The sequence below is a fragment of the Paenibacillus sp. FSL K6-1330 genome (assembly GCF_037976825.1).
Classification (GTDB): Bacteria; Bacillota; Bacilli; order Paenibacillales; family Paenibacillaceae; genus Paenibacillus_AQ.
This window is the reverse complement of record NZ_CP150269.1, coordinates 7,005,146-7,028,177: the sequence shown is the minus strand read 5'-3', so window position 1 is coordinate 7,028,177 and position 23,032 is coordinate 7,005,146. Positions and strand designations below refer to the sequence as shown.

The window sequence follows — 23,032 nt, the reverse complement described above, 5'->3', positions numbered from 1 at the left end:
CGTGGTCTGCGACAATACAAAAAGAATCAAATTTGAAGTGATCACGTGAGCTAAAGAAAGGGGTATCTTAATATGGATCCGGTTATGCTGGCGCGAATTCAATTCGCATCGACAACCATTTTTCACTTTATTTTCGTACCGTTGTCCATCGGATTGGCGTTTCTGATTGCCATCATGGAGACGATGTATGTTGTCAAAGGCCAGGAAGTCTACAAGAAAATGGCCAAGTTCTGGGGAAAGCTGTTCCTGATTAACTTTGCGGTCGGGGTTGTGACAGGGATTCTGCAGGAATTCCAGTTCGGCATGAACTGGTCGGATTACTCGCGGTTTGTCGGGGACGTGTTTGGTGCACCACTTGCCATCGAAGCGCTGCTGGCGTTTTTCCTCGAGTCGACGTTTATCGGACTATGGATATTCGGTTGGGATCGGTTATCGAAGAAGGTCCATCTGCTCAGTATCTGGCTGGTGTCCTTCGGCACCCTGATGTCCGCCTTCTGGATTCTGGCAGCGAATTCGTTCATGCAGCGTCCCGTTGGGTTCGAGATGAACAACGGGCGAGCGGAGATGAATGATTTCTTCGCACTGATTACGAACGGTCAGCTGTTGGTAGAGTTCCCGCATACAATCTTCGGGGCACTGGCAACCGGGGCGTTCCTCGTAGCGGGTGTGAGTGCCTACAAGCTAATGAAAAAGCAAGATTTGGATTTCTTTAAGAAATCATTTCATATCGCCATCGTGATTGGCCTCATCACCTCCATTCTGGTTGCGGTGTTCGGTCACCAGCAAGCACAGTATCTGGTGGATACGCAGCCGATGAAGATGGCTGCTGCGGAGAGCCTATGGGAAACGAGTGACGATCCTGCGCCTTGGACGGTCATTGCAGCCATCGATCCGGATAAGCAGGAGAACACGATGGAGTTTAAAATCCCGTATTTGCTCAGCTTTTTGTCCTATAGCAAGTTTTCCGGTGAAGTCATCGGGATGAAGGAGCTGCAGGCGCAATACGAACAGCAGTATGGACCTGGAGATTATATCCCTCCTGTACGCACCACGTTCTGGAGCTTCCGGATTATGGTGGCCGCAGGCAGCATCATGATTCTGCTGGGGTTGTACGGAGCATGGCTCATGCTGCGCAAAAAGGTCGAGAAGGCCGGTAAATGGTTCCTCAGACTGATGCTGTTCGGTATTTCACTTCCGTTCATTGCCAACACGTCGGGGTGGATTATGACGGAGATCGGGCGGCAGCCGTGGACGGTATTCGGACTGATCACCACGGAGAACAGTGTTTCACCGAACGTCAGCGCAGGCTCGATTCTGTTCTCGCTGATCATGTTTACCGCCATTTATGCGGTGCTGGCAGCCGTCATGGCGTATCTATTTATTAAAGTCATTAAGAAAGGACCGTATGCGGCGGAGGAAGATGACCACCACGCAAGCGATCCGTTTAATAAGGAGGGCTACAATGCTGTCTCTTAACGAACTGTGGTTTGTGCTCGTTGCCGTATTGTTTATCGGGTTCTTCTTCTTGGAGGGCTTCGACTTCGGGGTCGGGATGTCCACGCAGCTGCTGGCCAAAAATGATACCCAGCGCCGGGTGCTGATCAACTCGATCGGCCCGTTCTGGGATGCTAACGAGGTCTGGTTGCTGACGGCGGGCGGCGCGATGTTCGCCGCCTTCCCGAACTGGTATGCTACGCTGTTCAGCGGCTTCTACATTCCGCTTGTCTTTCTTCTGCTGGCCTTGATCGGACGCGGGGTGGCCTTTGAATTCCGCGGCAAAGTGGGCGATATTCGCTGGAAACGGGTGTGGGACGGTGCAATCTTCACCGGCAGCGTGCTTCCACCATTCCTGCTTGGCGTTGTTTTTGCCTGCCTGATCCAGGGGCTCCCGATTAACGAAGAGATGCAGCTGCATGCCGGATTGTTTGATGTTGTGAATGGCTATACTGTGGTTGGCGGGCTGACGATGGTGATGCTCTGCCTGCTGCATGGCTTAATGTTCACAACACTGCGCACGATGGGGGATCTTCAGGAACGGGCACGCCGTATGGCCCGGAGACTCCTGCTTCCCGTAGCAGCCCTGTTCGTGGCATTCGGGGTGATGACGTATTTCATGACCGATGTCTTCGAGAAGCGTGGCGTGGTGTTAACCGTGCTGCTGGTGCTGGCTCTGCTCGCATTCTTACTGGGCGGATATTTCATGAACATCAAGCGGGACGGCTGGGCTTTCGGGATGACCGGGGCGGTTATCGCTCTGCTGGTAACGTCCGTGTTCGTGGGCTTGTTCCCGCGCGTGATGGTCAGTTCCATCAATTCGGCATTTGACCTGACTATTTATAATGCGGCCTCCGGACCGTATTCTCTCAAGATTATGACGATTGTGGCGGTAACGCTGCTGCCATTCGTATTGGGCTATCAAATTTGGAGTTACTTCGTTTTCCACAAACGGGTACATGAGAAGGAGCATCTGGAGTACTGATGGGAAAAGATCTGCTGGGATACAAAGGCGCCAAGACGGTATTCTTCCTTGTCGCCGTATGTACCCTGGCACAGAGCATGGCCATCCTCCTGCAAGCCAAGTGGCTGGCGGAAGCCATATCCGCCTTGTTTGCCGGATCAACGCTGCAGGAGCAGGGGGAGACGATTGCCTTGTTCCTGCTTGCATTTCTGGCACGCCACGGCATCTCAGCCGTGCAGCAAGGAATCGCACAGCGCTTTGCCGAGGAGACGGGCACGAGCCTGAGGAAGCAGCTGCTGGATGAGCTGTTTCGGAAGGGGCCGTCCTTTGTCCGGTCGGAAGGAACAGGCAATGTGGTTACGCTTGTGCTGGAGGGCATCGGCAAGTTCCGCAAATATGTGGAGCTGACCATACCGCGCATGATGGGGGCGAGCATTACCCCGGCTCTGGTATGGCTGTACGTGTTCATGACGGACCGGATTTCGGGCATTATTCTGCTGGTGACCATGCCGATCCTGATCGTATTTCTCATCCTCGTGGGGCTTGCCGCGAGAAAGCAGACCGAGCGGCAGCTGGATTCTTACCGGATGCTGTCTAATCATTTTGTAGATTCGCTGAGAGGTCTGACTACCCTGAAGTTTCTGGGACAGAGCCGCAAGCACAGCGAGAGCATACAGCAAGTCAGCGAGGGATATCGAGCAGCTACTATGCGGACGCTGCGCGTGGCGTTTCTGTCGTCCTTCGCGCTGGATTTCTTTACGATGCTGTCCGTGGCATCTGTTGCGGTAAACTTAGGCTTACGCCTCATTAACGGCAGCCTGGAGCTGCTGCCCGCGCTGCTTATCCTGATCCTGGCACCGGAGTATTTCCTGCCGGTGCGCATGGTCGGGGCGGACTTTCATGCCACGCTGGACGGTAAGCAGGCAGGGGAAGCGATGCAATCCATGATTCAGGAGGCCCGGAAAGGGCATTCCTGCGATATAACATTTAAAATTAAAGATAATTTGTCTGAGCCCAATTCGCCGCAGCCGCAATTCCAGTGGGATAATCACAGCGTGCTGGAGCTGTCCGGTATCGGCCTCAGGCACGAAGAGTTGGGGCCGGCTTCCTTGGAGAATGTCAGCTTCCGGATACCGGGTCAGCGCAAGATCGGCATCGTCGGGGAGAGCGGGGCCGGCAAATCCACGCTCATCGAGCTATTAGGGGGATTCTTGGCACCAACGTCCGGCGTGATGGAGCTGAACGGCGTGAAGCTGGAGGACAGGAACCGGCAGGCATGGCGGACCGAGGTCACCTATATGCCGCAGCAGCCGTATTTATTCGGTGCTACCTTGGCGGATAATGTGCGCTTCTATGCACCGGAGGCATCAACAGCGCAAGTCGAAGCCGCAGTGGAAGCGGCGGGTCTATCGGATCTGGTGAAGAGCTTGCCGGGCGGACTTGCGGAGATGATCGGCGGCGGCGGACGCACTTTAAGCGGTGGTCAGGCACAGCGTGTAGCCTTAGCCAGAGCGCTGCTCGGCGGCCGGCGGGTTCTGCTGCTGGATGAGCCGACGGCTCATTTGGATATCGAGACGGAATACGAGCTGAAGGAGACAATGCTGTCCCTTTTTCAAGATAATTGGGTATTCCTCGCGACGCACAGACTGCACTGGATGCAGGATATGGATTACATCCTCGTTCTGCATCAGGGGCGGGTGGTGGAGACGGGAACCCATGAGGAGCTTATCGCTCGGCAAGGTGTCTATTATGGATTAATTACATCGCAGATGGAGGGAGTACAATGAAGCAGGAATCGTGGTTTCGGCCTTACGTAACGGCAAACTTCTGGCGCTTTTTGCTGATTGTGATGCTTGGCGTGCTCACGATCCTGTTCGCCGGGATGCTGATGTTCACATCCGGGTATTTGATCTCCAAGTCCGCCCTGCGACCGGAAAACATCCTGATGGTATACGTGCCGACCGTAGGGGTTCGGACCTTCGGCATCGGACGCGCGGTCATCCATTACGTGGAGCGCCTGGTGGGACATGACACGATTCTTCGCATCCTGTCCCAGATGCGTCTGCGGCTGTACCGCATTCTGGAACCGCAAGCCCTTCGTTTGTCCTCCCGGTACCGCACCGGGGATCTGCTGGGCGTGCTCTCTGATGATATCGAGTATTTGCAGGACGTCTATATTCGAACGGTTTTTCCATCGATTGTAGCGCTTGTGTTATACGCCGGGGTTATTCTGGCTGTCGGCCTGTTTGACCCGGCATTTGCCCTTCTGCTCGCGTTATATGTAGCGGTGCTGATTCTGGTGCTGCCGCTGGTTTCCCTGCTGCTCACCAAACGGAAGAACCGGGAGATGAAGCAGGCCCGCAGCAACCTCTACCAGAAGCTAACCGACGCGGTACTGGGTATTCATGAATGGTATGTCAGCGGCCGGCAGACGGAGTTCCTGACCGGTTATGAGGCGGATGAAGCCGAGGTCGACCGGACCGACCGCTCCCTTAAGCGCTGGTTGCGTCTTCGGGCTTTTATCGGTCAATGCGTGGTTGCCGTGACGGTGGTATCAATGGTGTATTGGTCAGGACGACAGTATGCGGACGGCTCGATCGATGTTACGCTGATCGCGGCTTTGGTTCTGGTTGTATTCCCGTTAATGGACGCATTCCTGCCGGTATCCGAAGCCGTGGAGCGGATTCCGCAGTACGGCCAATCGGTCGCGAGACTTCAGGCGATAGAAAGCGCAGAAACATCTGAAGGGGAGCAGAACCGGGAGCAACAGCTGAATAAGGGAGAGATCCAATCCGTCATAAGCAGCGGTGTCCATGTGAAGGCGGATGGCGTCAGCTTCCGTTATGATCAGGCAGCAGGCGGCGAATCCGGGCTGGAACGATCCGGTGCGAATAGGGAAGGGTCTACATTAACGGATGTATCCCTGGATATTCCTCCTGGGGCCAAGGTAGCCATTATAGGGCGTTCCGGTGCCGGTAAATCCACCCTGCTGCAGCTGATTCAGGGCGTGCTGGCACCTTCGGGGGGAAATCTTACCCTAGGCGGAGTGGATGCTGCGCGGTTTGGCGATGAGATATCTTCTGTAATTTCGGTATTGAATCAGAGTCCGCACTTGTTCGATACGACGCTAGCAAACAACATCCGGCTCGGACAGCCGGATGCTACGGAAGCGGAAATACGGGGCGCGGTTGCTTTGGCACGGCTAGAACCGTTGGTGGCCTCCCTTCCGGAGGGTCTCCGCACCCGTATGCAGGAAGCCGGACAGCGTTTCTCCGGGGGAGAGCGCCAGCGCGTGGCTTTGGCCCGAATCCTGCTGCAGAAGACACCTGTTGTCATTCTGGATGAACCGACGGTCGGGCTGGATCCCAAAACCGAGCGGGAACTGTTATCCACCATGTTCGCCAGTCTACAGGACCGGACGCTGATCTGGGTAACGCATCATCTGGTGGGCGTTGAGCGCATGGATGAGATCCTATTCATGGAAGACGGCCAAATCGTTATGCGGGGTACCCACGATGAGCTGATGGAGCGCTACCCGCGGTATCGGAACTTGTATCTATTAGATCGTCCGGCAGTCTAGGCAATAACAGCATTCTTAGTAGAAGAACCGCCCTTTTGAAATGCCCCTAATTGTTAGACATGACCTAACGATTGGGGTGCAGTTCATTTAGGATCGGTTCTTTTTTTGTCTCCATCTTATTTTTCTTAATGAGCCTGATAAAAGATCCAAATCCACGCGCATCTTGGAAAGATGTAACATTAGCCTTAAGCAAGATAAAGGTTAATTACAATTTTAGGGGTGTGATGTAAGGTGGCTCATAAACGGATGGTCAACGTGTTTCGTCATTTTGCTGAGCGGGAATGTCCGGGCTCCAGTGTGTTCTATGAGTATTTGTCGCGCCATATAGCCGATGATGAAGAGGTGCTGCAAGTCGCAACGTTTGTTCCTGCAGGCCAGCCTGTACCCAATATGCTGTTTGGGGCAGTTCAATATTTGCTGCTCCAGGGTGAGGGACCAGAGCTGAGGGTGTATTACCCCGGCCTTATGGAACATCCGAAGGAAATGAGCTCTTGTTATCCCCATTTTCGTTCATTTGTGCTGAAGCATCAGGCAGACATTATCGGGATACTGGAGAGTAAACGAGTACAAACGAACGAAGTCCGCCGCTGTGCGTATTTGTATCCGGTGTTCTGCTCGATCTATGACAAGGTCCGTAAGCCGCTTGCCTTGGTGGAGCTTGGAACTAGTGCCGGATTGCAGCTGTTGTGGGATCAATACAGCTATTCCTATGGGGACGCGGAGAGTTACGGCCTTGCGGGGTCAAAGGTTCATATCACATCGGAGATCAGGGGGAGCCGCACGCCCTTCCTGCTGGCTTCCAGTCCCCCGGTCGTCTATCGGATGGGGATCGATCTGCATGTGAATGACGTGCGAAACCCGGAGCATTTGTTGTGGCTGCGGTCTTTAATCTGGCCGGGTAACCACGACAGGGTATCCATGCTGGAGCATGCGGCGGAGGTGCTGAAGCAGCAGTCCGGGATACAGTTCCGGGAAGGGGATGGGACCGAACTGCTTCCCGATATCGTGAAGGGCATCCCGGAGGAGGCCGTCATTTGCGTATTTCACACGCATGTGGCTAATCAGATTCCGGAGGCGTCTAAGCAAAAACTGCTGCATCACTTAAATGAAATCGGAAGCGTCCGCGATATCGTGCATGTCTACAACAATATGGAGGATGAGCATCTCCATGCCGATTATATTCTCGGAGGTGTGCCGAGCCAGTTTACGGTGGCACGGACGGATGGGCATGCGCGCTGGTTTGAGTGGCTGTTGTAAGGCGGGAATATTACCGTTAGCGTGTGATTGAAGAAGCGGCAGCGAATCGTTCGGCAACCGCGTTGTTTCATATGAGGTGACGGTGAGTAAGCGAGCCAAGAAGGCAGCCGAGCCAGCGCTTTAAGCCAGGAAGACAAAGCCGTTCATCCCGTCTGTTTTTTTCTAGGGCAAGTCTATGTCATAATAGGGGAGATGGAATATTAAGCGCTTAAATTCAAGGAAGCCAAAGGAGGAAGTTGGGATGGATTATCGTATTGAGAAGGATACCCTGGGTGAGGTTAAAGTGCCTGCGGATAAGCTATGGGCAGCACAGACACAGCGCAGTTCCGAGAATTTCCGGATTGGAACCGAAACGATGCCGAAGGAAATCATTCGGGCATTTGCGATATTGAAGAAGAGCGCGGCCATTGTGAATGGCAAGCTCGGTAAGCTGGATGCAGACAAAGTGGATGCGATTACGACCGCCGCCGACGAGATTGTGGCCGGCAAGTGGGATGAGCACTTTCCGCTGGTGGTTTGGCAGACCGGCAGCGGCACACAGTCCAATATGAACGTGAACGAAGTCATTGCGAACCGTGCGAATCAACTGCTTGAGCAAAAAGACAGCGCCCTGCGCGTTCATCCCAACGACGACGTTAACAAATCCCAAAGCTCTAACGATACGTTTCCGACAGCGATGCACATGGCCGCGGTCGTGGCTGTTGAAGATCATGTGCTGCCGGCACTGCGCCGCTTAAAGAAAACGCTGGAGAAGAAAAGCGATGAATATAAGGACCTGATCAAAATCGGCCGCACGCATCTTCAGGATGCAACGCCGCTGACCCTCGGACAGGAAATCAGCGGCTGGCATCGGATGCTGGAGAAGTGTGAATTGATGCTGGCTTCCGCCGTAGAACCGCTGCGTGAGCTGGCTATTGGCGGTACTGCCGTCGGGACCGGCATTAACGCGCATCCGAAATTCGGAGAAATGACGGCTGCCGAAATCAGCATGCAGATCGGAAAAAGCTACACGTCCGCTAGCAACAAGTTCCATTCGCTGACCAGCCATGACGAGATTGTATTTGCCCATGGGGCGCTAAAGGCGCTGGCTGCTGATCTGATGAAAATCGCCAACGACGTTCGCTGGCTGGCAAGCGGTCCCCGTTCCGGGATTGGCGAGATCTCGATCCCTGCTAACGAACCGGGAAGCTCCATCATGCCGGGGAAAGTGAACCCAACCCAGAGCGAGGCACTGACGATGGTAGTCTGCCAAGTGATGGGCAACGATGCAACGATCGGTTTTGCAGCAAGCCAGGGAAATTTTGAGCTAAACGTTTTCAAACCGGTCATCATCTATAACTTCCTGCAGTCCGTACGCCTGCTGTCGGATGCCATGGATTCGTTCGACCAGAATTGCGCGGTCGGCATCGAAGCCAACCTTGACGTTCTCCGTGCGAACATGGAGCGGTCGCTGATGCTGGTGACGGCGCTGAACCCGCATATCGGATATGAGAATGCCGCGGCCATCGCGAAAAAAGCGCATAAAGAAGGGACAACACTTCGTGAAGCGGCTCTGGCAAGCGGTTTGCTCACCGGAGAGGATTTTGACCGGATCGTTCGTCCGGAAGAAATGATCCATCCGAAGGAGTAGGGTCTGATGTTTAGAGCTTGATCGGAAAACAGACCTCGGTTGAACCTCCAGCCCATTTCACCACCGTGAAATGGGTTTTGGTTTTTAGATGGTTGAATGATCAGGTTTCAGCGAATCTAAACCATATTTGATCATCGCAAGGGCACCTTTCTATACGCGGCTAGCCTTCTGTAAGAGCATATCGATCGAAAATTATCTTTTTCCAAGCTCCACAGCGGTTATAATAGGGTGTGTCAGGATCTGACCATGATTCACAAACCATTTGCATGAAGGACGGATGATAACTTGAAGAAACATCAATGGATTGCCACACTGCTCTCTCTGATCTGCACTGGGCTCGGGATGTTTTATATCGGGACGCCGGGCATGATTATAGGCGGAACGCTGCTTATAGCGCTTCAGGGAGCGGCTTTGTTTATTTTTTTCATGACATTAGGATTTTTGGGCCTGATTCTGGGTCCGATCGCCATTGGGATTCATATTATAGGTCTGATTATACCGGTTATTTACTTCAACTACCGATCACCCAAGAAACCGATGTTCGACGAGAAGCGGAGGCGCCAACTCTCCTCTCCGTGGAAAATCGTCGTGCGGACGGTGATCGGACTTGCCCTGTTCGCCGGGTCCATCCACGCGGGGTATACTTGGGGATCTGCTCCGTTCATAAAGACGGCCGCCGAGAAACGAGAGGTCCAGGAAGCGACAGAGTCCTATTTGGAACAGAAGTACAACGAACCCTTTAAAGTAACGGACGTGAACTATACCTGGGCCATCGGCACATACAATCTGAGAGCCCATCCGGTACAGTCCCCTGAACTGGAATTCACGATTAGCAGCAATGATGCCAGCCCTCCAGTCATATCGGATGATACATATTTGAATTTGCTTTGGGGACAACAGCTGAGAGACCAGTTGAAACCTCTGCTGGCTGAGCTTTATCCGGACCAGGCGTTTGCGGATGCTTATGTCAACTCGGATTTAGACACGGTTGAGCGTGATTATAACCAACTCGCAAATGCCGACGGAAATGTCAGTCAGAATATCAGTTTAATCGTGTTCGCGGATTTGACACCAAACAATCAGGCGCAAGAGAAGGAACGGGTGCTGGAGCTGATTCGGCGGCTGCCATCGGTTACGGTACAGGGGGAGACGGACCTTCACATTGAATATTATGGGGCGGATTTGAAGACGCCGGACCGTGTGAAAAAGATCGAGCAGGATTTTGATATGAATGGGAAAGAGAGCACCCATAGTTTCAGAGAGTTTGATATTTCGAAAATCACGTCCGCAGATGACATAGAGATCAGAGAACTGGAATGAAGAATTTGAAGGCTGGATTGCCTCTATTCGATTAAAAGCCAGGCAGAGTTTGTGACTCTGCCTGGCTTTTTTTTAGTAGTATTCGTTAGGGGAGCAGATGAATGGGAGCTTTAGCGCTTGGACAGATGAATGCTGCGCCCTTTCTGGGTTTGCGTCACGGTCAGCTTCAGATTCAAGGCTGTGGCCATGTCTCGGACAGGTACGTAGAGGGTTTTCTTTATGAAGAGGGGTCCTTCGTACTTACGTTCATCGAGCTTGCAATGGTCCGATTCTTCAGGACATAGCTTGGCTGGCTTGTAAATGTCGATATCGTTTACGCTCATCTCTTGCGTTGCCCGCCGAACGATCGTATATCCCCACTTGTCGTTGCCCCATATCGATACCGCGGGACTGTTCGCAGCCTTTAAGTCATATTGATGAAAGTTGTCCAACTCCTGCTTCAGCGTATAAGAAATCTCATACCCCATTGCATCGGCTAAGGACTTGAGCGGAACGTACGCTTTGCCTTTGTGAACAAGAACGTCCGTTATGGGCGTGCCTCCCGCCATCACGGAGTAGTCTTCCGCATCGTTAGCGGCAGCTTGTTCGCTGTTCCAGATTAGCGAAGCGGCTAGCAGGACACTTGTCAGCGCAAACAGCGATAGGCTTCTGAATTTCACGATTTTGATAACCTCCTTCCGTTTTTCGATTGTGTATAGCATCTAACTAGGAACCTATCTATTATATAAACTCTTTTTGAAACTAAATGGTTAGCTAAAATCCTGCATATTGTAATTGACCATGTACTATAAACTCACTATATACTCATAGTGTTCTTCGCATCCCGATAACCGGATAGTTTGTTTACGAAGAACGTAATAAGGAAAGAGCAGAGCATGCTTGCTGCCATGGAGATCAGGAAGCCAACGGTGTTATTTGATGTGATGGGACCAATGAAGGAAGGCACGTAGGCAGTTCCCCGAACGCCGAATAAACCGACGAGCATGCCGCCAAGACCTGCGGAAGCAATTGCCCCAGCAAACACAAGTTTGTTCGAAAACATGAAGGGATAGGCAGCTTCAACGAAAGTGCCAAAACCCATATTGATGGCAAACCCGGGAGCCGCTACGGCCGCTTCTCCCTTATCCCGTGGGGCGATAATGTTGGCCAGCGTGATTCCTGCGGACACCATCACCAGACCGACCATATCGACCGCGCCGAGGAAGCTGTTGCTTGTCGTCTCCATCTCCAGCAGTACTATCGGCAGGATGGCCGCATGATAGACGCCGCCAATGATCGCGGGCCAAATCAGCAGGCCTGCAATCAACCCGGCTATGGCCGGGCTCCAGGAGACAAGGGTTTCGATCAGGAAGCGGATGCCTTGCCCTGCACTCAGCGCAATCGGCGCAATGAGGAAGTAAACCAGCAACCCGGCAATCAGACCCGATATGCCGCCTGCTACAATGTTGACCGTGGTTGCAGGGAAACGCCATTCCACGCATTGACGGAATATGTAATGGACGATGATACCTGCGCTAATTCCGCCAATGATGCCTCCGATAATGCCCCCTTCGACGGAAAGGACACCTGCCACGATGCCTGCCACGATGGATACCTCGTCCAGTTCGGATACCTGTTTGGCTGCAATGACAGCGACGATGACCGGCAGCGCCTTAATCAATAGATCAAACACCTCGGTCAGCGAGGATAACCCCGGGATCTTGCTGACCGCGAGGATCAGGGCCATGCCGATGAAACCGGGGAGGGAAGCCATCATAATGCCGCGAATATTGATGCGCCGCCATGGCGACGAGCTCCCGGAAGTCCCGTGAAGGTTCGCGGTTGCATTTCCGATGACCGGCCGGTACGTAAGCCGCCAATGCTTGCTGAGGGAAGTGACGAAGGTGACCGCACGGGTTCGGTTGGTGGTCCCGGTTGTGCCCGAGGCGGCGATGACATGCGCGCCTTTGGTTTGTATGATGGCCATGGAAGTTCCGCCGGTACCGGTCACTGGAAGACGGAACTTGGCAGCAGCCTCAATGGCGTGCCGGTTGCTGCCCTCAGGGTCGGCACTCATAACGATGATGCCGTCGATTTCGCCGAGTTCAATCTGCTCGGCAATCTCTAGGTCCAGCCGTTCAGCCGCTTGATTGACCTGCTGTAGCGTACCCTCGGCGATAACGACCGGCTCCCCTTGAGAGATGCTCCAGCTGTAAAGAGTGGCAGGCGTTGTATCCTTGGCTGCATCCATGGAGACCTGGGCAGCAATAAACTGCAGTGCCCCACAGGATAGGCCTGCGCTCTCCAGCTGCATCAATATTTCATCCAGCAGCTTGAGCGGGTCTTTGCCGCCGAGATTGTACAGATTGCCGCCGCTGCTTCCGATAATAGCGATTTGACGATTCATGGCTTGCTGCCCCCTATATGTATGGAATTAGATTATTTCTATATTACAGCAGAGTTATAACTTGTTAAAGTGCTAAAATGTCATTCCCGCATATAAAAAACCGCCATGCAAAACCCGGTAATGGCTGCATGGCGGCTTGGCTATCTATTGTCTATTCGTTGTTTTCGCTTGCAGCCGCGACGGCAGCTGCTTCTTCCGCTGCTGATTCGGCCGTTTCTTTAACGATTTGCAGCTTCGTGTAGCGGTGAGTCTTCTTCTCGATGACGGTAAACGTCAAGTCACTGTAACTCCATGTATCACCTTTGGCAAGTTCGGAGTTATGTCCGTACAGCCAGCCGCCGATCGTATCCAGGTCATCGGTGCTCAAGTCGGTGTGAAGCAGGTCGTTGATCCGGTTAATGGATACCTTGCCATCCGCAATGATGCGGTTCGGCTCAGGCTGGGTCAGCTCGCGTTCTTCATCCTCGTCAAATTCGTCGCGGATCTCGCCGACGATCTCTTCCAGAATATCTTCAATGGTGATCATCCCGGAAGTGCCGCCATATTCATCGATCAGGATGGCCATATGCGTGCCTTCCTGCTGCATTTTCCGCAGCAGCTTCTTGATCGGAATCGCTTCGGATACTGTCATGGCCGGATGAATCAGCTTGGTCAAGTCGATGTTGGAATTGTCATCGAACTCCAGGAAGAACTGCTTGGTGTTTACCATACCGACGATCTGGTCCTTGTCACCGCGTACAACCGGAAAACGGGTGTACTGCTCGCGCTTGATGATTTGCAGATTGGCGGCAAGCGGCTTATCCACATACAGGCAGATCATATCGGTACGAGGTACCATAATCTCCTTGGCAAGCATATCATCAAAAGCAAAAATCCGGCTTACATAACCGTATTCGGCTTGGTTGATCTTTCCGCTCTCATAGCTGTCGCTCAGAATCATGCGGAGTTCTTCTTCCGAGTGAGCTTCTTCGTGCTCACTGGCGGGATGCATGCCGAACAGACGAACGATCTTGTTGGCGGATCCGTTCAGCAACCAGATGAACGGGTACATGATCCGGTTAAACCAGATAATAGGTGTCGCACAGATGAACGACACGGCTTCCGCTTTATTAATAGCAATCGTCTTCGGCGCAAGTTCACCGATAACGACGTGAATATAAGTCATGATAATAAATGCAAGCAAAAATGAGATTAGCGATGCGATAGCAGCAGGAATGGAAAAGCTATCAAACACCGGGTGAAGAATTTTCTCGATGGTCGGTTCCCCGAGCCAACCAAGACCGAGTGCCGTGATGGTAATTCCCAGCTGACACGCAGATAGGTATCCATCCAGATTCGAAGTTACCTTTTTGACGGCAAGCGCGCCTTTACGCCCTTCCATTACCAATTGGTCTACTCGGCTGGGACGAAGTCTTATGATAGCAAATTCCGTCATAACGAAAAAAGCGGTAGCTGCGATAAGCACAGCGACTAAGAATAAATTTAAGCCTATACTGTCATCCAAACAAAACACATCCTTTTTTATCTGATCCGAATTAGTTTTTTAATAACCATCACTTACTATGCATGGCTGTCAACATAATTCGACCGGAATTTTAAAGGGTCTAGCATCATGTGCTTGAGGAGCAGAAACATATCGGTATCCGTGGTACGGGATGTAACGTTATGCAAGGAAAGCAGATACACATGGCGTTTTGACTCCATCATCAACCGAACAGGTTCCGGACTCTTGAGTACCGGCGTTGGCGATGGAAGAGTTCCTTCAGACGCTTCCAATCCCTGCGTAGCGGCAGCGGAATCGGTGATGTCCACCAGGGGAACATGCGTAACGGAAGCAATCAGAAGAAGGCCAAGTGTTGAACATATAATTCTGTTTGTCCTTCGTATGGGGTCCAAGTCGGATCGTCACTCCTACAATTCATAATCGATTTGTTCAAGAAAAATATATGGCTTAATGGTCAGCGTATGAGTATGAGTCATTTAAGTTGTTGTACGTAATTTCACCACGAATGCAGTGTTCAAAACAAGGTATATTGCTATTAATAATAAGAAAAAGTAAGCCACTATGTCAAATAACCGTTGCTTTCGGCTGTATAAACCCTTATATATCAAGGATTTCCGGCATTCTCTGCCAAGCAAAAAAAGGACAACCCTCCGATTATCCGAAAGAGTTGTCCTATTAAGCAACGAACTATTTATGGTATGGCAGCTGTCTGATATAGCTGTCCGACAGATGGAGCAACTGCAGCGAGCGTTCGAATTCTTCTTTGGTAGCTTGGGTCTTCTTCTCGTCCGAGTTCGAAAGCGGATGCTTGGTTCCATCCTCGAAGCCGATTCCCGGAATGTATAGGGTCGTATTGTTGATAAATGTACCGGAAGGAAGGTAGTATCGTTCCGGCAGCAAGTTATTATCAGTGTTGTTTAACAGATCCTGGCCGAAATGAAGCTGATTGTCCATCGATACGCCGAGCAGGTTGGCCACCGTCGGCAGGAGGTCGATCTGCCCGCCGATTTGCTCCTTCACTTCGGGCTTAAGGCCTTCTCCATGGATCATAAGCGGGATATTGATCATATCTGCGGAGTTATAATCACGGCCGTAAATTTCATGCATCAGTTCTTTATCCTTGTTGTCCAAGGAATATATAGGAAGTCCAAGGTGGTCGCCGTAGAGAACAACCAGGCTGTTTTCCCACACGCCGTCTTTCTTCAGCTGCTCAATGAACTTACCCAGCGCATCATCGGCGTAATTCTGCGAGCGGATGTAGTCGCCGACAAAGGTGCCTTCATATCGCTCCGGCAGCGTCATCCGATATTTATCTTCGGGAATCGTGAACGGATGGTGAGCCGACATGGAGATGACTTGGGTATAGAACGGTTTATCGGCATCGTCCATCTTCTTCAGCTCGGCCGATGTTTTGGAGTACAGGGCATCATCCGAGGCACCGAAGAACAGTTTATCTTCATCACCGAAGAACGCTTTATCGTAATAACGGTTGAACCCGAGGGCCTTGTACAGCTCTCCGCGGTTCCAGAATTCCACCACATTGGTGTGGAAAGTGGCTGTATCATAACCTTCCCCTTGCAGCAACCTCGGCAGGCTGGGTAGAACCCTGTCCGCATAATGCTGCGTTGCCGCTCCCCGCGGCGGAATGTAGAAGGACGTATTCACCACAAACTCGGCATCCGAGGTATTTCCTTGACCGACATTCTGGTAGAAGTTCGGGAAATATAAGCTCTCTTTAGCGAGTTTGTTCAAGTTTGGCGTAATTTCCTTGCCATCAATGTTCAAACCGAGCAGGAAATTCTGGAAGGACTCCATCTGAATGATGATCAAGTTCTTCCCTTTGGCTGCGCCCGAGAGCACAGCTTCCTGATCAGACGCCCTGACACCCTTCAATTCGTTGACTTTATCCTGCGTGATGGCCTTGGCATCCACGAGCTCTTTGTTCTCCTGTTGGAAAATCGTATAAGCCTCATAATTAAGAATGCCCATCTCCTGCGCCTTCACGATTTCGTTCATGCTTGCGCGGTTCGGCATAATCTGGAATAGGCACAGCATTAAAGAGACGACAAAAACAATAGGAATGATTTTGCGCTTTTCTTTCTTGGCATGCCGAATCTTCCATTTTTTAACGCGATCACTGCGCCATAATAGAAAAAACATACCGATGATATCCGTAAAGATCAACAGATAGTAAGGGTCCATCAAGGAGAATACGCTATTGCTTACCGCGGTTACCTGGTTGACCTGCTCCAGCGCGTGATACGTAACAATAACACCGTAATATTTATAATACATAATGGCCGCAAAGAATATGGCGGTTAGCAATAAGTTAACACTCATATAGGCAGCGAGCTTTCGCTTGGAAGCGAACCATTCGATTAAGCTGAACACAAGCCAAATAAAAGGGATTTCCGTAATGAGCGGTTTCCATGGCATAACATCATCAAAAATGACCATCCAGGCCAGGTAGCTTTTGAGCATCATAATGACAGAGAAAAATATAAAAGGCTTCGTAATCGTTAACCGAAACCGCGAGGAGGAAAACACCTGTATCGCCTTCCTTTCAATGCCGCCGTAACCCTAATTTCGAAAACTCCAGCGGCCACTCGTTATTTAAGAATCGATAGACGTTATTCTTACTGTTGATATACATTCTGTATACCATTTATTTTACAAAAGGAATGAACAGAACTAATTATGACCTCTTCGGAGGAGGTTGTCAAAGAGTTAAAGTAAGTCCATAAGCTTCTTATAACAACACGAAAAAGACAACGAAAAAACCGGCCATCACCGGTTTTGTCAGGGGCTTAGCAAATATTAATAAAGAAAAGACATGATCAGCGGTGCGGTTCCGAGGGTGAAGAGAGCAGCGACGATCATCGAAATGCTGGAGATCGTTCCCGAAAGGGAGCTGAATTCGAATGCCTTGGAGGTGCCGGTTCCATGGGCGCTGGTCCCAAACAGCACACCTCGTGCAATATCGCCCCGAATCCGGAAGATTCGCATGACCGCCGGTCCGATCATGGAGCCTAGAATCCCGGTCATAATAACGAAGACGGCGGTCATGTTCGGCACGCCCCCGATGACCTCGGAGACGTTCATGGCAATGGGCGTTGTTATGGAGCGCGGGACGAGACTGGTGGCCAGCGAGCTGTTCAGGTGCATCCATTTAGCAAGAACTGCAGAGGATAACATGGCCAGTACCGATCCGGTCAGCACGCTGAGCATAATTTCGGCCGCATGCTTTTTAAGAGTCTGGAAGTTTTTGTACAAAGGCACGGCAAAAGCGATTGTAGCCGGTCCAAGCAGCTTGCTGATCCACTGCGCTCCTTCATTGTATGATTCATAGGATACCCCTGTTTGTGTCAATATCACAACAATCAGTACCGGGGTGATCAGGAGCGGCGATAAATAGACCTTTGGCAGGCGGCGATACAGTCTTTTGGTCCCCCCATAAATTCCGATCGTCAATAATAAGCCGAGAATGACGGTCAGCAGGATGTTCATGGTGTTTTACGCTCCTTTCTGGATGAGATGAAGCCGGCAGTCAGTCCAGAGCTGACCATCACAATGACGGTGCTGAACAAAACCACGGCCAGAATCTGGAGTCCTTCGGCCTCCAGCATCGGGAAATATTTCATAATGCCGACCGCTGCAGGGATGAAGAACAGCAGCAATTCGGCGAGCAGCCAATTGGCGCCAAGCTCAATCCACTCCAGGCGGAGGACTTTGGTTTCGAGAAGTATAAACAACACAACGATTCCGAGAATGCTGCCCGGAATCCCTATATTCAGCCAAGCGGCCAGTTGATCCATCCCTAAGGAAAGAAGCATGAAACCGGCCACTTGGAGTGTTCCTTTCAACATGTTGATCATGACCGGACTCCTTTATTTTCATTGTTAATGAAATTTTACAACGATAATTTTCATAGGTAAAATGCATATATCGAATGAGATGCATTCCATTTATCTATACATAGAAGAAACCGGAGGGAATATCGGATGGACATACGGCACCTGGAGTATTTTCTTGAGGTAGCGAGGAACCAAAGCTTTACCAAAGCCGCCGAGAAGCTGTATATTACGCAGCCAACGATTAGCAAAACGATTCGCAACATGGAGGACGAGTGGGGCGTAACCTTGTTCTACCGGCAGGGCAAGCGGATTGAGCTGACGGATGCGGGTCATATCATGTATCAGCAGGCGCAGCAGATGGTGGATTCCTTTCAGCGGGTATCGGCCGAGCTGGAGGATCTCATGAACCTGAAGCGCGGCCATCTCCGGATCGGGCTTCCACCTATGGTAGGCTCAAGCTTTTTCCCTGAGGTGATCGGGCAGTTCCACCGGGACTATCCGAAGATTACCATTCAGCTGATTGAGGATGGAGCCAAGAAGGTCGAAGCGGATGTGGAGAGCGGTCAGACCGATATCGGAGTCGCGGTGCTGCCTGTCAATGAAGATGTATTTCACTATTATTCCTTTGTGAAAGAGAAGCTGAATCTGCTGGTCCATCCGTCCCATCGGCTGGCAGGCAGAGATCATGTACACCTGAACGAGCTAGCCGACGAGGCATTTGTATTGTTTCGAGAGGACTTTACGCTGCATGACCGGATCATCCGCGAATGCGTCAGCGCGGGCTTCGAGCCAAGGGTGGTCTATGAAAGCTCGCAGTGGGACCTCATCAGTGGCATGGTGGCCGCCAATTTGGGCATCGCTCTGCTCCCGGAGACAATCTGTAAGGAGATCGATTCCTCGCGCGTGACGATACTGCCGCTGGACAACCCGTCCATTCCCTGGCAGCTCGGAATGATCTGGAGGAAGGACCGGTATCTGTCCTTTGCCGTCAGGGAATGGATCAGCTTTACCCGCGCCCTATTGGGTGAGCAGGATTAAGTTTGTTTCAAATTAAGGGGCATTTCATACATTTTCACGCCTTGGACATAATATCCATAATAAGAGAACCATTTTACAAGCCTTATATCCAAGGAGGAATGACATTCGTGAGTGGCCAGGAACATGATGGTAATAATGGAACGAACCCAGGTCAGGAAGGATTTGCCCAGAACCGCGGCGAGACGGAGCGGGAGGATACGCTAACTAATCGTCAGGGACATCCTATTTCGGATAATCAGAATGTGAGAACGGTAGGGAATCGGGGTCCGATGACCCTGGAAAATTATCATTATCTGGAGAAGATCACGCACTTTGACCGGGAACGCATTCCGGAGCGCGTCGTGCATGCACGGGGTGCTGGAGCTCACGGTTACTTCGAAGCATACGGGAAAGTAGGCGATGAGCCTGTTTCGAAGTATACTCGGGCCAAGCTGTTTCAGGTTGAAGGCAAGCGTACACCGGTGTTTGTCCGGTTCTCAACCGTTATTCATGGTTCCGGCTCACCTGAAACGCTTCGGGATCCGCGCGGGTTTGCCGTGAAATTCTACACCGAAGAGGGCAACTGGGATTTGGTTGGCAATAACCTGAAAATATTTTTTATCCGCGATCCGCTCAAGTTTCCGGACATGGTTCATGCGTTCAAGCCGGATCCAGTATCCAACGTTCCGGGTCCAGTCGGCATGTTCGACTTTGTATCCCGTTCCCCGGAAGCGACGCATATGATCACGTTTGTCTTCTCCCCATGGGGCATTCCGGCTAACTACCGCCAAATGCAAGGCTCAGGTGTGAATACATACAAATGGGTCAATGCAGATGGCCATAGTGTGCTGATCAAATACCATTGGGAGCCGCTCAAGCAAGGCATTAAGAACCTCACGCAGGAAGAAGCAAGCAAGATCCAGGCCATGAATGACAGCCACGCAACACAGGATTTATATGAGGCCATTGAACGCGGGGATTATCCGGAATGGGAGCTATGCGTTCAGATTATGAGCGATGATGAGCATCCGGAGCTGGAATTCGATCCACTTGATGCAACCAAGCTGTGGCCGGCAGATCAATTTCCGTTCCTGAAGGTGGGCAAAATGGTGCTGGACCGCAATCCGGAGAACTACTATAACGAAGTGGAGCAAGCGGCCTTTGGCACGGGCGTGCTGGTGGATGGACTCGATTTCTCGGACGACAAGATGCTCCAAGGTCGCACATTTTCTTACTCGGATACCCAGCGGCATCGGGTGGGCACCAACTATCTGCAGCTGCCGATCAACGCGCCGAAGAAGCGGGTCGCTACCAACCAGCGCGGCGGGCAGATGTCTTATTACGTGGATAAGGCACCAGGGCAAAGCCCGCATGTGGATTACGAGCCTTCCATGACCGATGGTCTGGTGGAAGCCTCGCAGACGGCGAAGCCTCATCAGCCCCATTATGATGCCAACCTCGTCCGGCAGAAGCTGGACCGTACGCTGGACTTCAAGCAGGCCGGGGATACGTACAGAGCCTTTGAGGATTGGGAGCGAAACGACTTGATTAGCAATCTGGTGGGTGCGCTCATCCAATGTGATATCCGGATTCAAGACAAGATGGTGGAATATTTTACGAATGCGGATGAGGAATATGGACGCCGCGTACGAGAAGGACTCGAGCAGGCCAGAAAGGGCTCGAACGAGCCCGACCGGGAGCAGGCGGTTGAGGATGCTAACCGCATGGGCCATGAGGCGGATCCTTACTAAAATCTGCTAAGCCGGAAGAGGTCTTCAGGTTATCTTTTGCAATGGCAATTGAGCAGCCGCCTGCACAGTGATAAATGTGCAGGCGGCTGTATTATTTGAGGTTGTAAAATATTTGCGGAATGTTAAGATGTTGCAAGGAATCAAAGCGATACATATCGAATCAACATAGAACCATGGGAAGAGGAGGCGTGCTTTATGGCAATACAAGCGGGAATCATCGGCTACGGCCTGTCCGGGTCGGTGTTTCATGCACCTATCCTGAGAAGCGTGCCGGATTACATAGTCCACACGGTTGTGTCATCAGATCCGGACAAGGTTTACAAGGATTTGCCTGATACGGCGGTTGTCGATAGTGTGGATGAGCTTTTGTCTAATCCGGATATTGATGTTGTCATCATTACGAGTCCGAATGCAACGCATTACGAATATACCCGGTTAGCCATCGAGGCCGGTAAGCATGTGGTCGTCGAGAAGCCGTTTACCGTAACATCCGCAGAAGCGGACCAGTTGATTGATCTGGCCAAACAGAAGGGAGTTCTGCTGACGGTATATCACAACCGCCGCTGGGACAATGACTTTCTGACTGTCCGCAACCTGCTGGAGACGGGAGCGCTCGGGAAGCTATCCATTTATCAGTCGCAGTTCAGCCGTTACCGTCCGGAAGTGCAATCGGAGCGGTGGAGGGAACAGGGGATTCCCGGGTCCGGCATCCTGTACGACTTGGGTTCGCATCTGCTTGATCAGGCGCTGTTCCTGTTCGGTCTGCCGGAGACGCTGTGGGCGGATTTGAGAACGGAGCGCAACGGGTCCAAAACCCATGATTATTTTCATCTGGTGCTGGGTTACAAAACGTTTCGCGTTATTCTGCATTCCGGCTCGCTGGTCCGGCAAGCCGGCCCGAAATTCGAGCTGCACGGGGATAAAGGAAGCTTCCTGAAATATGGAACAGACCCTCAGGAAGGCCAGCTGAAGCAGGGAATGCACCCGGGGGATGCGGGCTGGGGTGAAGACCAGCCGGACCAGTACGGGGAGCTTGCTACTGAGCTGAGCGGACTGGCGGTTCAGGGTGAGATTGAGACGCTGCCGGGACGTTATCAGGCCTTTTATCAGGGTTTGGCTGAAGCGATTCTTAAGGATGGCCCGTTACCCGTTCAGCCTGAAGAAGCCCGTAATGTCATCCGTATGATTGAGTATGCACTGCAAAGTCATCAGAAAGGCCGATTGATCAAGATCACGTGAAACTCTGCTATATCCGGCGACAGGGTCCTCTTTGGCTAGCACATAGTTTGCTCCGATTTGTGGGATATTAGGTGATGCAACCCTTGTACGTCTTTCATGAGGGGAATCAATCCATATCACAACAAAGAAGGAGAGAACGGATATGAAGAAACGCGATATCCTTCGGTCGGCCTTTGCGCTTCTGATGAGCTTGGCGGTGATGCTGTCCATATCGGGAGCGGCTTTGGCAGTAGGAAGCGGTCCGTTTCATTTTGGATTCAAAAAAAGCGTCAATGGCCAGCTGCCTTCCATCAATGAGGAGGGTTTTAAGGAGCTTCTGCAAAAATACGGCGCGATCTTCATGGGCGATGCCGAGCAGAAGGAGCTTTATCTTACGTTTGATAACGGATACGAGAACGGATATACCTCCCGTATCCTGGATACGCTCAAAGAGAAGAAGGTGCCTGCCACCTTTTTCGTGACCGGACACTACGTAAAGACACAGGAAGATCTGCTGAAGCGGATGACGGCTGAGGGACACATTATCGGCAACCATTCCTGGAACCATCCGGATGTGACCACGATCTCGGCAGAGAAGCTGACCGAGGAACTGGAGCGGGTGAAGAAGGAGGTTATGCGCATAACCGGCCAGCCGGATATGAAATATTTGCGTACACCGCGCGGCATTTTCGATGAGCGGTCGCTGGCGACCAGCAAGCAGCTGGGTTATACCAATGTCTTCTGGTCGCTCGCGTATATGGATTGGGACGTGAAGTCCCAGCGCGGTGCGCAGTATGCTTATGATAAGGTAACCGCACAGCTCCACCCGGGCGCTGTGATTCTGCTGCACTCGATCTCCAAGGACAACACCGAGGCGCTTGGGCGGATCATTGACGAAGCCAGGAACCGGGGGTACGAGTTCAAGGGTTTGGATCAGATGCAGAAGAAAGCCCCGTAAATATTTGTTGCATACAGCGTGCAGAACGCTATCCTGTCAGGATGCCGTCTGCACGCTTTTTGTTGGCGAATGAAGATGGATGCTTCGCTTTCAGGAACG

The 23,032-nt window shown here is 51.7% G+C and carries 17 protein-coding genes; 11 read left to right on the top strand and 6 right to left on the bottom strand.

Annotated elements, in window-relative coordinates; genetic code table 11:
• Window positions 1-72 precede the first annotated feature (72 nt).
• The 7 genes from NYE54_RS31995 to NYE54_RS31965 all read left to right on the top strand — a co-directional run bounded on the left by NYE54_RS31995 (window position 73) and on the right by NYE54_RS31965 (window position 10,245).
• Window positions 73-1,476, top strand: coding sequence for a cytochrome ubiquinol oxidase subunit I (locus tag NYE54_RS31995; RefSeq protein ID WP_076323881.1), 1,404 nt, complete (start codon window positions 73-75; stop codon window positions 1,474-1,476).
• Window positions 1,463-2,479, top strand: coding sequence for a cytochrome d ubiquinol oxidase subunit II (cydB, locus tag NYE54_RS31990; RefSeq protein ID WP_339268640.1), 1,017 nt, complete (start codon window positions 1,463-1,465; stop codon window positions 2,477-2,479). The genes NYE54_RS31995 and cydB overlap by 14 nt, the downstream gene beginning before the upstream one ends.
• Window positions 2,479-4,245 carry a thiol reductant ABC exporter subunit CydD gene (gene cydD / locus NYE54_RS31985; RefSeq protein WP_339268638.1) on the top strand — a complete coding sequence of 589 codons (1,767 nt, stop codon included), beginning with the start codon at window positions 2,479-2,481 and terminating at the stop codon, window positions 4,243-4,245. The genes cydB and cydD overlap by 1 nt, the downstream gene beginning before the upstream one ends.
• Window positions 4,242-6,038 carry a thiol reductant ABC exporter subunit CydC gene (gene cydC, locus NYE54_RS31980; RefSeq protein WP_339268636.1) on the top strand — a complete coding sequence of 599 codons (1,797 nt, stop codon included), beginning with the start codon at window positions 4,242-4,244 and terminating at the stop codon, window positions 6,036-6,038. Before cydD ends, cydC begins: the two co-directional genes overlap by 4 nt.
• 246 nt (window positions 6,039-6,284) lie before the next feature.
• On the top strand, window positions 6,285-7,295 hold the full coding sequence (locus NYE54_RS31975; RefSeq protein WP_339273719.1) for a DUF2332 domain-containing protein: 1,011 nt from the start codon (window positions 6,285-6,287) through the stop codon (window positions 7,293-7,295).
• A 241-nt stretch (window positions 7,296-7,536) separates the two neighbouring features.
• Window positions 7,537-8,925, top strand: coding sequence for a class II fumarate hydratase (gene fumC, locus NYE54_RS31970; protein ID WP_076323886.1), 1,389 nt, complete (start codon window positions 7,537-7,539; stop codon window positions 8,923-8,925).
• 285 nt (window positions 8,926-9,210) lie between these two features.
• Complete coding sequence (locus tag NYE54_RS31965; protein ID WP_339268634.1) at window positions 9,211-10,245, top strand: hypothetical protein; 1,035 nt, start codon at window positions 9,211-9,213, stop codon at window positions 10,243-10,245.
• A gap of 110 nt (window positions 10,246-10,355) precedes the next feature.
• Here the strand turns inward: NYE54_RS31965 and NYE54_RS31960 are convergent, their stop codons facing one another.
• The 6 genes from NYE54_RS31960 to NYE54_RS31935 all read right to left on the bottom strand — a co-directional run bounded on the left by NYE54_RS31960 (window position 10,356) and on the right by NYE54_RS31935 (window position 18,010).
• Complete coding sequence (locus NYE54_RS31960; RefSeq protein WP_339268632.1) at window positions 10,356-10,904, bottom strand: hypothetical protein; 549 nt, start codon at window positions 10,902-10,904, stop codon at window positions 10,356-10,358.
• 137 nt (window positions 10,905-11,041) lie between these two features.
• Window positions 11,042-12,631 (bottom strand): PTS sugar transporter, encoded by a 1,590-nt coding sequence (locus NYE54_RS31955; protein ID WP_339268631.1) that lies wholly within the window; start codon window positions 12,629-12,631, stop codon window positions 11,042-11,044.
• A gap of 151 nt (window positions 12,632-12,782) precedes the next feature.
• Window positions 12,783-14,135: a hemolysin family protein gene (locus NYE54_RS31950; RefSeq protein ID WP_339268629.1), complete on the bottom strand. Its 1,353-nt coding sequence runs from the start codon at window positions 14,133-14,135 to the stop codon at window positions 12,783-12,785.
• Window positions 14,136-14,822: 687 nt separating this feature from the next.
• Complete coding sequence (locus NYE54_RS31945) at window positions 14,823-16,682, bottom strand: LTA synthase family protein (RefSeq protein WP_339268627.1); 1,860 nt, start codon at window positions 16,680-16,682, stop codon at window positions 14,823-14,825.
• A 270-nt stretch (window positions 16,683-16,952) separates the two neighbouring features.
• Window positions 16,953-17,642, bottom strand: a complete 690-nt coding sequence (locus NYE54_RS31940; protein WP_076323893.1) for a CidB/LrgB family autolysis modulator — start codon at window positions 17,640-17,642, stop codon at window positions 16,953-16,955.
• Window positions 17,639-18,010: a CidA/LrgA family holin-like protein gene (locus NYE54_RS31935; RefSeq protein ID WP_076323894.1), complete on the bottom strand. Its 372-nt coding sequence runs from the start codon at window positions 18,008-18,010 to the stop codon at window positions 17,639-17,641. The genes NYE54_RS31940 and NYE54_RS31935 overlap by 4 nt, the downstream gene beginning before the upstream one ends.
• A 126-nt stretch (window positions 18,011-18,136) precedes the next feature.
• Here NYE54_RS31935 and NYE54_RS31930 point away from each other — a divergent pair, with 126 nt between their 5' ends.
• The 4 genes from NYE54_RS31930 (at window position 18,137) to pdaA (ending at window position 22,933) form a co-directional block, all read left to right on the top strand.
• Window positions 18,137-19,027, top strand: a complete 891-nt coding sequence (locus tag NYE54_RS31930; protein WP_339268625.1) for a LysR family transcriptional regulator — start codon at window positions 18,137-18,139, stop codon at window positions 19,025-19,027.
• 107 nt (window positions 19,028-19,134) lie between these two features.
• Complete coding sequence (locus NYE54_RS31925) at window positions 19,135-20,757, top strand: catalase (protein WP_339268623.1); 1,623 nt, start codon at window positions 19,135-19,137, stop codon at window positions 20,755-20,757.
• A gap of 195 nt (window positions 20,758-20,952) precedes the next feature.
• Window positions 20,953-21,996, top strand: a complete 1,044-nt coding sequence (locus NYE54_RS31920; RefSeq protein ID WP_339268621.1) for an oxidoreductase — start codon at window positions 20,953-20,955, stop codon at window positions 21,994-21,996.
• Window positions 21,997-22,138: 142 nt separating this feature from the next.
• Window positions 22,139-22,933 (top strand): delta-lactam-biosynthetic de-N-acetylase, encoded by a 795-nt coding sequence (gene pdaA / locus NYE54_RS31915; protein ID WP_339268619.1) that lies wholly within the window; start codon window positions 22,139-22,141, stop codon window positions 22,931-22,933.
• The last annotated feature ends 99 nt before the right edge of the window (window positions 22,934-23,032 follow it).